Raw genomic sequence first — 13173 nt, 5'->3', positions numbered from 1 at the left:
TACCAATCAACGTAAAATATTTTGTGCAGCAACAACGCCACTTGATTTGATTGAATAACCATAGGCGGCCAAACCCATCTCGCAACCTGACAGGGCAGCGAGCAGAGACAGTTCATTACAGTCACCTAAGTGGCCAATTCGAAATACTTTGCCTTTGAGTTTGCCAAGACCTGTTCCTAAAGATAAATTATATTTCTCAAGAATAAGTTTACGCAGTGCATCGGCATCAACTGAATCAGGTACTAAGACACTAGTTACTACAGGGGAATAGACACTTGGATCTTGACAAAGAATTTCGAGTCCCCAAGCTTCAACTGCAGCGCGACAAGCTAGGCCTAACTTTTGATGGCGAGCAAAAATATTATCTAACCCCTCTTCTAAAATCATATCAATCGCTTCAGAAAGTCCATACAGTAAATTAGTAGCAGGGGTTGTTGGGAAATAGCCTGTTTGATTAGCTTCTAAAATTTCATCCCAAGCCCAAAATGCTTTCGGCAGATTGGCGGTCTTACTTGCTGTGATCGCTTTCGGTGAAATCGTATTGAAACTGAGTCCCGGTGGCAACATTAAGCCTTTTTGTGAACCGCTCACAGTAACGTCTACTCCCCAAGCGCTATGCTCATAATTTGCTGAGCCTAAGCCTGAAATCGTATCGACCATGAGCAGAGCTGGGTGATTCGAGGCGTTCATTGCAGCTCTGACTGCAGCGATATCTGAAGTGACGCCTGTGGATGTTTCATTGTGTACGACACAAACGGCTTTAATGATGTGGTTTGGATCTGCTTTGAGGCGCTCTTCAATTGCTTTCGCATCCACCCCACCGCGCCAACCTGCGAGGCCCGGCTTAGAAATAAACTCAGTTTTGAGCCCCATCCTTTGCGCAAGACGTTGCCAAAGTGATGCAAAATGTCCTGACTCATACATCAGGACGGTATCACCATGGTTGAGTGTGTTCACAAGGGCAGCTTCCCATGCCCCGGTACCTGAAGCAGGATAAATAATTACAGGGTCATTGCTTTTAAATAGAAGTCGAATTTTTTTCAGTAACTCTAAGCCAAATGCCCCAAACTCTGGACCTCGGTGATCAATAGTTTGATAGCTAATCGCTCGTAGTATCCTTGATGGTACTGGACTTGGGCCAGGAATATGTAAAAAGTGGCGACCTGATGGGTGATTGTCTAATTTAAGCATATCGTAGTTAACTTTCTTATCAGTGTTTCTTATTAGATACTTTTATTCATGATTCAATTATATTAATACTAGAAATATAACATTCAACCCCAAGTCTTCGGTAAAATTCTTAGAACTTTGGCGTTAAATACAATGGACACAATGGAGATTACACAACAACTTCAGACCCGCTTGCAAAAAAACACAAGTGGCGAAGTTTTAACCGATTTAGCAAGTCGTGGTCGTTATGCAACTGACGCTTCGATTTATCAGACGATTCCAATCTCTGTTTTTATTCCTAAAACAGCACAAGATATTCAAGCTGCTATCCAGATCGCTCAAGAACTTGCCATCCCGATATTACCCAGAGGTGGTGGAACGAGCCAATGTGGTCAAACAACTGGAGCGGCTTTAGTTATTGATAATTCTCGGCATTTTCGTAATTTAATGGATTTAAATTTAGCTGATGGATATGTAGACGTTGAGCCTGGTATGGTCTTAGATCATCTGAATCAAGCCTTAAAAAAACATCAGGTTTGGTTCCCAGTCGATGTCTCGACTTCAGGACAAGCAACTATCGGGGGGATGGCTGGCAATAATTCTTGCGGCAGCAGATCGATTGCTTATGGCAACATGGTTCACAATGTTTTAGGCATTGATGCTTGGTTATCGGATGGTAAGGTAAGCTCATTTGGCTTGATGCAAGATGCTGCGGGTAGAGCCCTTAAATTGGGTCAGTTTGTGCAGCAATTAGCGCTTGAGCACCATGCTGAAATGGTCGAAAAATGGCCGAAGGTGTTAAGAAGGGTTGCTGGATATAACTTAGATATTTTCCATAATCAAAATGAAAAGCCCTATACCGAAGATGGTCGGGTCAACCTATCGCATTTATTAGTCGGAAGTGAAGGAAGCCTGGCATATTTTAAAAAACTGCGCTTAAAGCTTGCCGAGCTGCCACAACAAAAAACACTTGGAGTAATTAACTTTGCTAGCTTTTACCAAGCGATGGATAGTGCTCAGCATATTGTCAAATTAGGGCCTTGTGCAGTTGAATTAGTTGACCGAACCATGATTGATTTAGCTAGGACTAATCCTGCCTTTAAAAAAATCATTGAAACAGGCCTGAAGGATCCACAGGCACCAACACCTGAAGCCATTCTATTAGTGGAGTTTGCTGGCAATGATTTGTCTTATCTTAAGCAACAATTAAATCAACTCGTCGAGTTGATGGCGGATTTGGGAATGCCTGGTAGTGTCGTGGAAATGATTGATCCCCAAACCCAAAAGAATCTTTGGGAAGTTCGTAAAGCTGGTCTCAATATTATGATGAGTCTGAAGGGTGACGGTAAACCCGTTAGTTTTATTGAAGATTGTGCAGTCCCTTTAGAGCATTTGGCTGAGTATACGAATGCATTGACTGAGGTCTTTACGAAACATGGAACGCGAGGCACATGGTATGCACATGCTTCGGTGGGTACATTACATGTCAGACCGATTCTGGATATGCGTCGTGATGGCGCTGCAAAAATGCGCGCTATCGCTGAAGAGGCTGCTGAATTAGTAGCAAAGTATAAAGGGGCTTTTAGCGGTGAACATGGCGATGGTATTTCCAGAGGGGAATGGATTCAGTGGCAGTTTGGCTCAAATATTAATGAAGCGTTTCGGAAAATTAAAAACAACTTTGATCCAACTAATTTATTTAATCCCGGAAAAATTATCGATACCCCAAAAATGGATGACCAAAGTCTATTTCGGTTTCCGCCAAGTTATAAAGTGATTCCAATTCAAACCGCTTTTGATTGGTCTAGTTGGAATGTACAAAATAATCCTTTAACAGAACAAACATCAGCTCCCGGATCTGGAGGCGATCCTGCGAACGGATTCTCAAAAGCAATTGAGATGTGCAACAACAATGGCCATTGTCGTAAGTTTGACGCCGGAACTATGTGCCCAAGTTACCGAGTTACTCGAGATGAAAAACATGTCACACGCGGACGAGCAAATACTTTAAGGTTAGCTTTATCTAGTCAGTTAGAAGAGTCAGGTTTAGCAACTGCGGAAGTAAAAGAGGCGCTTGATTTATGTGTCGGCTGTAAGGGTTGTAAACGAGAGTGTCCAACCGGTGTGGATATGGCGAAAATGAAGCTAGAGTTTACTCATCAATACAAAGCGAAACATGGCTATACCTTAAGAGACCGTTTAATTGGGACCTTACCTAAATATGCGCACTGGATTGCGAATACCCCAGGATTACCTAGCCTATTTAACTTTAGAAATAAAAATCAAGGCATTGCTAATTTGCTTGAAAAGTTCACTGGCATTTCCGCCCAAAGAAAATTACCAAGTTGGACCAAAGATACGGCTTTCACTAGATCCTTTGAAGAAGAGTTTGAATTAACGAGTTTAGAAGAATTAAAGAACGCTCATAAACCAGTTGTATTTTGGGTTGATACCTTTAATGGATTCTTCGAATCGCAGAATATTAGGGCTGCTCTCGCAGTGCTCAAAGCAGGTGGTTTTAGTGTCCATTTATTAAGAAAAGAAAATGGACATTATTGCTGTGGTCGAACCTTTATGAGCACCGGTATGATGGATCAAGCCAAGACTTCGGCTAAAGAATTGCTAGATGTACTCATGCCGATTACTCAACAAGGTATTCCAATTGTTGGCTTGGAGCCCTCTTGTTTGCTGAGTTTAAGAGACGAGTATTTAGTCATGGGTCTTGGTTATAACGCTGAAGAATTAAACCAATTAGCTAATGGTTCAAAACTTTTTGAAGAGTTTTTATTTGAAGAGCACCAGCAGGGGCGATTACATTTAAAACTAACCGAAGCAAAAAATACGATCCAAGTACATGGGCATTGCCATCAAAAAGCGATGGACACGGTCAAGCCACTCCTGGATTTGTTAGCAATCATTCCTAAAGCTAATGTGCAATTGATTGAAACCTCTTGTTGTGGCATGGCGGGTAGTTTTGGTTATGAAGTAGAGCACCTTGAGGTTTCAAAGCAAATGGCAGAGTTATCACTATTGCCAAGTATTAGAAATCAACCCGATGCAATTGTGGTTGCCAACGGGGTCAGTTGTCGCCATCAAATCCATGAGGGCTCAGAAAAGCAAGCACTTCATGTAGCTCAGGTGCTAGCGATGCATTTGCAAGAAAAGTCTTTTAGTACTTCTGTTTTCTCGATCAACTAATGAAGTGAGGTAGAGCATGCAATGGTTTAAAGTCAAAAAAGTTTTTAAATTTTTATTTTTAGGATTGATTTTTTCAAGCCAAGCGATATTAGCTCAGAATATCAATAACTATCCCAATAAACCCATTCATCTGATTGTGGGATTTGCTCCTGGCGGTGGTACGGATATTGTGGCCCGAGCCTTAGCGCCAAAGCTAGGTGAAATTTTAGGCCAACCCGTAATCGTTGAAAATCGGTCGGGCGCTGCTGGTACCATTGCGGCAGATTTTGTTGCCAAAAGTCCCGCTGATGGTTATAACTTATTAATGGGCCATTCCAATTCGAACGCAATTGCACCCTTCGTTTTGAGTAAAGTTCCCTATAATCCAGCAACGGATTTTTCAGCGATTACCTATCTTGGATATGTGCCAAATATTCTGGCGATTAACCCATTAACTCCTGCTAATTCGGTAGCAGAGTTGATTAGTATTGCGAAAACAAAGCCTGGCGAAATGACCTATGGTTCTTCCGGTATTGGTAGTACTCAACATTTAGCAGGTGCTTTATTTGGAAAAATTGCTAATATTGATATTCGGCATGTTCCCTACAAGGGAAGTGGACAAGCCATTATTGATTTAATGGCAAATCAAATTTCGATGAATTTTGATACCATGCCGCCACTACTCGAACAAATGAAGGCTGGCAAGTTAAAAGCTTTAGCTATTTCCACTCCCAATCGATTACAGTCTTTGCCTAATTTACCTACCTTTAATGAAGTGGGTATCCAAGGTTTCGATGTGACGAATTGGTATTCGATTATGGGGCCGAAGAATATGCCTCCTGCCTTAATCGATAAGATTAATAAGGCAGTGAAAGTGGCGATGAGTGAAAGTAGTATTAAAGCCACAATGGATTCTCAAGGACTCCAAACGACAGGACCTGCTACGCCTAGGGAATTTACCGCTTTTATTAAGACCGAGTTAGATAAATACCAAAAGATGGTAAAAGATTTAAACATCAAAGCGGAATAAGAATAGTTTTTAAAAATAATTTATATCGGAGACGTTGATGGAAAAGAAGGTACAGGTTGGGTTTGTTGGCTTAGGCATTATGGGCGGTGCAATTTCTAATAATTTATTAAAGGCAGGGCATGAGGTCATTGGTTACGACGTTTCACATGAAGCTTTAGCGCAGTTTGTGGCGAATGGTGGACAAGTAGCGAAGTCTCCTTTAGAGGTCGCAAACACAACTCCCTACCTTTTCACTTCCTTGCCGACTGAAAAGGTTGTGAGAGAGGTTTTTACTGGGGCTGATGGAATATGTCGAAGTCAATTACCCAATGTCGTGATGGAGCTGAGTACGATGCCCTTGACGCTAAAAATGGATATGCATCAAGCCATGCAAGGCGCTAATAAATATTTTATGGACTGTCCCGTTAGTGGTACTGGTGCCCAAGCAATCACGGGTGATCTGATTGTTTTTGCTAGTGGTAACAAGGATGCCTTTGAAAAGGTCAAAGAAATTTTTCCTAGTATGTCGAAGTCTAATTACTACCTAGGTGAGTGTGGTAACGGTTCCAAAATGAAATACTTGGCTAATTTATTGGTGGGTATTCATAATGCTGCCGCTGGAGAAGTTTTTGCTCTAGCAAGTAAGGCGGGTATGAATTTAGATGATGTCTACGAAGTACTCAAGGACAGTGCTGGCGGATCAAAAATGTTTGCTATTCGTGGACCTCTGATGGTGAATAACGAGTATGACAAAGTGACAGCTACGGTAAATACCTTTATGAAAGATTTGTCGATTATTTCGAAGTTTGCTGCAGATTTAAATTGCCCAACGCCTTTATTTGATACTACTCATCAACTGTATTATTCATCTTTAAATCAAGGTTTTGGTGAAGAGGATACAGCAGTTGTTTGTAAGGTGCTAGAGCAAATGGCTGGTGTCAAAAGGTAAGCAGGAACGAATTAGCGTTGCCCTAAGGCAAAGCTAATTCAAGTAAAAAGTAGGTTATGAAGTAACTTCATCCTCTGGTGCCGAAATACTGCCATAGTGGGTATAGGTGTTTTTCATGTACCACTGAAAATAAGACCAATAACTTTGATCTGGGTAGAGCGGTGGATTGTCCTGCGTTTGGCAGGTTGGCAAACAGGAAGCAACAGCATCTAAGCTCGTATTGATAAAGCAAGCAAAAGAATATCGATCATTGTGCTTAGGGGGTAAAACGCGATGAGGAGTTGCCCTAAAGCGATTATTGGTCCAGCGAGATAAGAAAAGTCCTGTATTGACGATGACAGCACCCTCAGGGACCACAGGCCAAAACCATTGACTGTTTTCATCGAGAACTTGTAAACCTTGTTCAAGTGCAGGAGGCAAGAATGTCATAAAACCGGTATCAGCATGCGCACCTAGACCAAATTCTTGATTTTCCACAAACTCTGTTTTGGGGTATTTTGCAATACGGAAATAACTATAGGGTTCCGTGAAATAAGGTAAAAAGTAATTTTCAGGAAGGTCTAGTGATTTAGCCCAAACGGGAAGAAGTTTCATTCCTAGCGCCTGTACTGTACTCATATACTTTTCTACAGTATGTTGAAAACTCGGTAAATTTTCTGGCCAAAGGTTTCTTGAATAGAATTGTTTTCCAGCGATCAGTTCAGGGTGGTCTGTTGGATAATCCGTCGCAACCACCATACATTCGACAGTATCTAATTTGGTATGCGTTTGGTAACTGGAATGTTTAAGAATAGTAGCTCTAGAGGGAATGTATCCCCTTTGATGATCAGTCACTTTGATTTTTAATTTATCTTCATCAGCCAAGGCATGGAATGCACGCGTAGCAGCTTCCATTTCTGCAATTAATTCATCTGGTATTCCATGATTGATCACACACAAGAAACCAAGTTTCTCACAGACCTCTCGCCATTCTTTGCTTAATTGGTCGAGAGCGCCAGCTTCACCCTTTAAGAATGGCCCTAAATCGATGACTGGCAAAGCTCTTTTGGGCATATCTACTTCACGAGCGTCCATTGCGTGAGAGTTCATTTTTATGTGTCTCCAGTTTTTTATTTATTTTTTTAAAATAACATATCTCTAGCTTACTTGTAATAGGGATGTTCTAGTAAAAATACATTTCAGCCAGTTTAAGTGATTAGTTTTCCGGGGTTTTTTTGATAAATTGTTTTGATAATATCGGCAGTTCGATAAGACAAAGCACCTAACAAGCCTGTTGGGTTGTATGCCGAATTGTGCGGGAAAACGGATGAACCAAGAATAAATAAATTATGCAAATCCCAACTCTGACAGTTTTTATTCACAACACTATTGGAAGGATTTGTACCCATGATAGTGCCGCCCGTATTGTGGGTTGATTGGTAAACTGCGGCATTCCATGGGGTGACTCTAGGTGCTGGTTTTGTCATCATGGTTGGATTTAAAGACTTACCTATTTGATCAATTAAGCCCGCCGCAAAAGTAGACAGTCGATGTTCGTTGGGTTTGTAATCAAAAGTCATTCTCATCAGTGGGGTGCCAGCTGCATTCTTATAAGTAGAGTCTAAATCAAGATAGTTGTAACGATTAGGCATTACGCTACCATTCGCTGCAATCCTCATCGTCTTTTGATACCAAGTTGCCATCGACTCTTTCCATGCAGATCCCCAGCTTGGGGTGCCAGGAGGAGTAGGGTGATACTCTAAAGGACGGCCATTAAAAAACCCTCCCCAAATTGTTGCACCGCCAATAAAATTTTGTGGTGAACGATCAAAATCCCAGTTTGCATGAAAATCATCCATCACGGTGATGAGGCCACCGGCAGACATAAAGGGATTAAAGATTTTATCTTTGAAGAATAAGTTTGCATTGGCGCCTGTTTGATAGGCATAGTTTTTACCAATCAAGCCTTTTTGGCTAACTGGGTCATAGACTGACCCAATGCCTGAGGTTAGCATCAGTTGGGTATTATTTAAACCAAAGGCAGCAAGGATGACAATTTTCGCAGCCTGAAAGCATTCTTCACCCGTTACAGTATTCAGATAATTGACGCCGGTAGCCTGTTTTTTATCCTTACTCATCAACACTTTCGTTACCCAACTGTTGGTTCGTAACTCAAAAGTGGGCTGGCGCATAGCAACAGGAATGACAGTATTGAGGGGAGAACCTTTGGCATTCGATTCACAACCAAATTTTTCACAAAAACCACAATATTGGCATTGGCCAAATTGAATGCCATCTGGGTTTTTATAAGCTGCTGAGGCGTTTGCAGTAGCAATCGGGAAAGGATGATATCCCAAATCTTTAGCTGCTTTGGTAAATAAGTCGCAGGCTAAACTTTGTTTGAGTGGCGGTAAAGGATATTGGTTTTTTCTTGGGGCTTCGAAAGGATTTCCTTCATTTCTTATTTGTCCATTAAGATTACCGGCTACTCCAGAAACTGCCGCAATTTTTTCAAAATGATCATAGTAAGGCTCCAGTTCAGCATAGGTAATGCCCCAGTCTTGGATAGTCATATCTTCTGGGATAAACTTTTGACCGTAACGCTCTACATAATTGGATTTAATTTTAAATTCCATATCGGTCCAACGCCAAGTCTGACCGTTCCAATGCACTCCTGACCCACCTAAACCATCACCGGGTATAAAAGAGCCATATTTTCGCATTGGTAAGGCGGTTTCAGAAATTTGGTTTCGAACCGTCCAAGTCTCTTTTTTTAAATTTTGTGCGAGTCCAGTTCGGGCGTGATATTCCAACTCGTCACGAATATGCGGTACGGAAAAATCATTTTCAACCGTTCGGGTTGCGCCACGCTCCAGACCAACTACTTTCATCCCTGACTCTGATAGTTCTTTGGCGAGAATACCTCCGCACCAACCCATCCCCACAATAACGACGTCTACTTCTGGAAAACTCTTAGTCATCTCAAATCCTTCGAATTAACTGATATCAGAAATACTTAAAGTATTTGATACATATTTTTTATTTTTGAATGTTTCAATATTGATAGCATGGGTTGCAATCACGCCAGGAAAGCCAAGCATTCGCCAGCTCGCCTTATCTGCATTACCACCATAAATTGGATCGCAGAAAAATCCTTCATTGACAGTTTGATATAAGAGATCAAAAAATGTTGTACCAGATAAGCCGTTTGCAAAGGTGATTTGACCGACTTGTAATTTCTTTAAAACATCTTCCTTACTATTTTTAGGTAACAAGTGGAAAGTGTTTTGAAGGTTTTTCAAACAGTATTGATTACATTGTTCAATGCCTAGCCTAAATAATTCAGCGGGATTCATAGGTAATTGATAACCTTGAAATGGAGTTCCAGGTTGCCATGGGCCATTTAGGTAAAGACGATCTCCTTTACCCCAGCCATCATTGAGCGCTCTATCAATAAAAATATTAACGCCAAGATCGCTCCCTTTAGGGCTGAACTGATCAGCCGGAATCATATGATCAACAACAGCCTCAATAAACTCTTGCTCCGCAGGCGTAAAGAAAACATATCCTTTGGTGGATGCTTGTGTAGCAATAGGTTGGGGCTTGGGCGGATTACTATTCGTTTGGGCTACTGCGGTCAGAGAACTGCCAATTGCAACTGTACTAACAGCTGATTTCAGTAATGCCCTACGGTTTAATTGAAAGCCTGGCTCTGTATTAGGGCCTTTTGGTTTTTCCATGATGTGTCTCCGATTTTTTTAAATCTTATTTATAGTTCATTCTAAAACAAATAAAAATCGAAGAGGTCCAAATGAAATGAACACGTACTTCAAGAAAAAATAATCGTTGAATCAATTTACCAATAACTTATCTGAGTTTTGCAGTAATTGGTCCCAAAGGGCTTTTGCAGCAAAGGAAAGACTGCGATTACGTTTTTTAACCAAATAAATAGGTCTGATGATTCTAGGGTCGTGAAATGGGATAGCGACCAATTCAGGCCGTTTGATTAGCGCTATTGCCGATTCACTTACGATACTGATTCCCAACCGATTCACCACTAATCCTGCGATGGTGTTGAGATGAGAGACTTCAAATCCACTATCTTTTAGATTAATATCCTTAATCAATGGTTCTAGCTGTTGTCGCACACTACCTTCTTTTGAAGTGTAAATAAAGGAACGGTTTCTTAAATCCTCTAAATGAAGTGCAGTTCGATTAGCCAGTGGATCGGTAATATGGCAGATTAAAATTAGCCTCTCATTAATAAATAACTCCTTATCGAAATCAATTTCATATTTAAGATGGGCATTAAAACCAAAATCAACCTCTCCATTGGCAATCATCTCACTGCACGAGTCTGCAAAGACGTCATAAAGTTTTAACTCAATACCGGGGAATTGCAATCTGAATTCAGCGAGTTGCTTGGGTAGCCACGAGGCCGCTAAAGACGGTGGTGAGGCAATAGCTACTTTTCCAGCATTTTTCGATGCTCGAAACTGTACTTCACTGACGATATTTGCCATCTCATTCGCTATCCGATGAACGCCGATGGAAAAAATTTCCCCCTCTGGGGTCAATGAAACATTACGTGTATTACGATCAAATAGTTTGATTCCCACGTTCTCTTCAAGCCTGCTAATCATTTGGCTGAAAGCAGAGGCAGAAACATGGCAACGTTCAGCCGCAAGCGAAAATCGCCCTGTCTCTTCAAGTGCTAAAAAGGCATCAATTAATCGACCAGAAAGATTCATAAGTAAAACCGCATAATTCATCAAATAAATTAAGTTTACATTAACTATTCATGAGTTCAAAATTTTTTAATTGGAGAAACTCATTGCAAAATCTTAACCTTACGTACGCGAAGTGCTTTTTAGGTACTCAGAAAGATGCGCTTATTCAAACATTGAATGAGATGGTCGAAAGAGGGTTGCCATGCGCTGTTGTTTTCGAAAATCTTATTAGCTACGATTTTACAAAATTAACCGATACGACTTTTCAAGAAAATATTTGGGCAAACTTGTTTGACACCAAATCGAAAGAGTTATTGTCCAAATGCCTGAAGAACAATGTTGTACTTCTTTGTAATTATGGTAACTCTTCGCCAGAACTTTTCGTCAGAGAAATTATCAAGCTTGCTACTGAGCTTGGTTTATCCCAGCCTCAAATAGTGATTGACGATCAAGATCTCATGTATCAACAGACTACTTACTCTGAAAGTTTAGAGGAGTGGAATAAATTATTTCATCAAGGAAATTTAGTTTTTAATTTAGAACTCAAATCAGGATTAGATATTTCTAAGTGCCTTTCATCTGGCGCTAAGATCGTCTTCACGAAAAATTTCTCTTATTCGTCTTTAATGCAAGGCGCAACAATGGCCCATTTTGATTGGACCGAATTAAACCAAAATCAACTTGCTAGCACATCGATCATTGCCTATTTACTCAATTGTGAACTGCAAGCAGCTCATTTAACGAGTGACTCTGAGGGCGCCTCAACGCATTCAGATAAATTGTCTACGGTAGAATTTTTTGACGATGGTAGTTGCATTATTTCTAGGCCCGATTCCGAAAAGGGATCTCTTAATGCATTTATTGTTAAAAAACTTTACGAGATTGAGCATCCTAGAAACTTTGTTAGCCAAGATATTGTTGCTGATCTCGAAAAGTTAGTCGTAGAAGATCTCGGCAAAAATCAAGTAATGCTTCGAGGAGTAAAGGGACGCCACTTTAATATTCCCTCAGAATCCAGTAACTAATCATCGGTGTAAGCCCCTATAAAACTAGTAGTTCAAAATTCGTTTTTGGGCACAGTTTCAGTTATCATTATTAAAAATAAATAATTGGGGACGCGCAATGAGAGTAAATGATTTTAACTATCGTTTATCGGGAAATTCTATCGGTATTCCTTTTGCTATCTTAAGTATCATGGTTTGTCTGATGACTTTTTTAGCAAATCCATCCTATAGTCAGTCCACTTCTTTTCCTCAAAAACCTATTACATTAATTGTGCCTTATACAGCTGGTGGGGGAGTTGATTCAATTGCACGTTTAATTGTGCCCCTACTTTCTGAAAGATTAGGTCAAAGGGTAGTGATTGAAAATAAACCTGGTGTATCTGGTATGGTCGGAGCTCAATATGTGGCGAAAGCTGCACCAGATGGATATACATTACTAGCTGGAAACACCACAACGAATGCGACGAACTATTACTTAACGAAGAGTTCTGGTTATCATCCGATCAAAGACTTTGTGCCCCTTTCTTTATGGGATAGAGGGCCAACTGTTTTGGTTGTGCCAGCAAATAGTCGATTTCAAACGGTTAATGACGTCATCAAAGAATTAAAAAATAAACCAGGTAGTTTAAATTATGGTACTAGTGGTTTAGGAAGTGCGCATCATCTATCTGCAGAAGTGTTCATGCATCTCACTGGGACTTCAATGCAGCATGTGCCCTATAAAGGGGGACCTGGAGTCATGGCAGATTTGATTGGTGGTCAATTAGATTTAGCTTTTGAAGTTGTGCCAGTAGCAAGTCCATTTATTAAAAGTGGTCGACTCAGAGCATTAGGGGTGAGTAGTAAGTCTGAAATACCTGCGTTACCAGGTGTCAAACCAATCGCTGATATTGCAGTACCCGGCTATCAAATGGAAACATGGCAAGGTGCTTTTGCACCGGCAGGAACTCCTGTTGAAATCACTGAAAAATTAGGTAAAGAATTTGCTGCTGTTGTTCAAACTCCCCAAATACAACAAAAAATGCAAGAGTTAGGATTAATTCCTGATTATCGCAACAACAATGAGTTCAAAGAATTCTTACAAGCTGATTTTGCGATGTGGGGAAAATTAGTTAAAGATGCCAACATCAAAGCTGAATAAATAATTTCTAAGGA

10 protein-coding genes are annotated in these 13173 nt (G+C 40.6%); 5 read left to right on the top strand and 5 right to left on the bottom strand.

Going from position 1 to position 13173, the window contains the following annotated elements:
- Positions 1-6: 6 nt before the first annotated feature.
- Positions 7-1191, bottom strand: a complete 1185-nt coding sequence (locus AOC35_RS09055) for a pyridoxal-phosphate-dependent aminotransferase family protein (protein WP_108646769.1) — start codon at positions 1189-1191, stop codon at positions 7-9.
- A 132-nt stretch (positions 1192-1323) separates the two neighbouring features.
- Here AOC35_RS09055 and AOC35_RS09050 point away from each other — a divergent pair, with 132 nt between their 5' ends.
- From AOC35_RS09050 to AOC35_RS09040, 3 genes are read left to right on the top strand one after another with little or no spacing between them, the layout of a single operon-like run.
- Positions 1324-4368 carry an FAD-binding and (Fe-S)-binding domain-containing protein gene (locus tag AOC35_RS09050; RefSeq protein ID WP_108646768.1) on the top strand — a complete coding sequence of 1015 codons (3045 nt, stop codon included), beginning with the start codon at positions 1324-1326 and terminating at the stop codon, positions 4366-4368.
- A 16-nt stretch (positions 4369-4384) separates the two neighbouring features.
- Positions 4385-5377, top strand: a complete 993-nt coding sequence (locus AOC35_RS09045; RefSeq protein WP_108646767.1) for a Bug family tripartite tricarboxylate transporter substrate binding protein — start codon at positions 4385-4387, stop codon at positions 5375-5377.
- A 37-nt stretch (positions 5378-5414) separates the two neighbouring features.
- Positions 5415-6305 (top strand): NAD(P)-dependent oxidoreductase, encoded by an 891-nt coding sequence (locus tag AOC35_RS09040; RefSeq protein ID WP_108646766.1) that lies wholly within the window; start codon positions 5415-5417, stop codon positions 6303-6305.
- Between the two features lie 54 nt (positions 6306-6359).
- Here the strand turns inward: AOC35_RS09040 and AOC35_RS09035 are convergent, their stop codons facing one another.
- The 4 genes from AOC35_RS09035 to AOC35_RS09020 form a co-directional block, all read right to left on the bottom strand.
- Positions 6360-7394, bottom strand: a complete 1035-nt coding sequence (locus AOC35_RS09035) for an isopenicillin N synthase family dioxygenase (RefSeq protein WP_108646765.1) — start codon at positions 7392-7394, stop codon at positions 6360-6362.
- A 98-nt stretch (positions 7395-7492) separates the two neighbouring features.
- Positions 7493-9265 carry a GMC family oxidoreductase gene (locus AOC35_RS09030; protein ID WP_108646764.1) on the bottom strand — a complete coding sequence of 591 codons (1773 nt, stop codon included), beginning with the start codon at positions 9263-9265 and terminating at the stop codon, positions 7493-7495.
- Between the two features lie 15 nt (positions 9266-9280).
- Positions 9281-10024, bottom strand: a complete 744-nt coding sequence (locus AOC35_RS09025; protein ID WP_108646763.1) for a gluconate 2-dehydrogenase subunit 3 family protein — start codon at positions 10022-10024, stop codon at positions 9281-9283.
- Between the two features lie 111 nt (positions 10025-10135).
- Entirely contained in the window at positions 10136-11035 is a 900-nt protein-coding gene (locus AOC35_RS09020) for a LysR family transcriptional regulator (RefSeq protein WP_159077535.1), read from the bottom strand.
- A gap of 83 nt (positions 11036-11118) precedes the next feature.
- Between AOC35_RS09020 and AOC35_RS09015 the strand changes: the two genes are divergently transcribed.
- Positions 11119-12039: an acyclic terpene utilization AtuA family protein gene (locus AOC35_RS09015; protein WP_159077534.1), complete on the top strand. Its 921-nt coding sequence runs from the start codon at positions 11119-11121 to the stop codon at positions 12037-12039.
- A 97-nt stretch (positions 12040-12136) separates the two neighbouring features.
- Positions 12137-13159 (top strand): Bug family tripartite tricarboxylate transporter substrate binding protein, encoded by a 1023-nt coding sequence (locus AOC35_RS09010; protein ID WP_108646760.1) that lies wholly within the window; start codon positions 12137-12139, stop codon positions 13157-13159.
- The last annotated feature ends 14 nt before the right edge of the window (positions 13160-13173 follow it).

Origin of the sequence: Polynucleobacter rarus, assembly GCF_003072505.1 — a bacterium.
GTDB lineage: Bacteria > Pseudomonadota > Gammaproteobacteria > Burkholderiales > Burkholderiaceae > Polynucleobacter > Polynucleobacter rarus.
Note: the sequence above shows the minus strand (reverse complement) of the source record. Positions and strands in the feature narration are given on the sequence as shown.

Coding starts and splice junctions, on each gene's coding strand:
- AOC35_RS09055 (WP_108646769.1), bottom strand. CDS start 1,191: ATGCTTAAATTAGACAATCACCCATCAGGTCGCCACTTTTTACATATT.
- AOC35_RS09050 (WP_108646768.1), top strand. CDS start 1,324: ATGGACACAATGGAGATTACACAACAACTTCAGACCCGCTTGCAAAAA.
- AOC35_RS09045 (WP_108646767.1), top strand. CDS start 4,385: ATGCAATGGTTTAAAGTCAAAAAAGTTTTTAAATTTTTATTTTTAGGA.
- AOC35_RS09040 (WP_108646766.1), top strand. CDS start 5,415: ATGGAAAAGAAGGTACAGGTTGGGTTTGTTGGCTTAGGCATTATGGGC.
- AOC35_RS09035 (WP_108646765.1), bottom strand. CDS start 7,394: ATGAACTCTCACGCAATGGACGCTCGTGAAGTAGATATGCCCAAAAGA.
- AOC35_RS09030 (WP_108646764.1), bottom strand. CDS start 9,265: ATGACTAAGAGTTTTCCAGAAGTAGACGTCGTTATTGTGGGGATGGGT.
- AOC35_RS09025 (WP_108646763.1), bottom strand. CDS start 10,024: ATGGAAAAACCAAAAGGCCCTAATACAGAGCCAGGCTTTCAATTAAAC.
- AOC35_RS09020 (WP_159077535.1), bottom strand. CDS start 11,035: ATGAATCTTTCTGGTCGATTAATTGATGCCTTTTTAGCACTTGAAGAG.
- AOC35_RS09010 (WP_108646760.1), top strand. CDS start 12,137: ATGAGAGTAAATGATTTTAACTATCGTTTATCGGGAAATTCTATCGGT.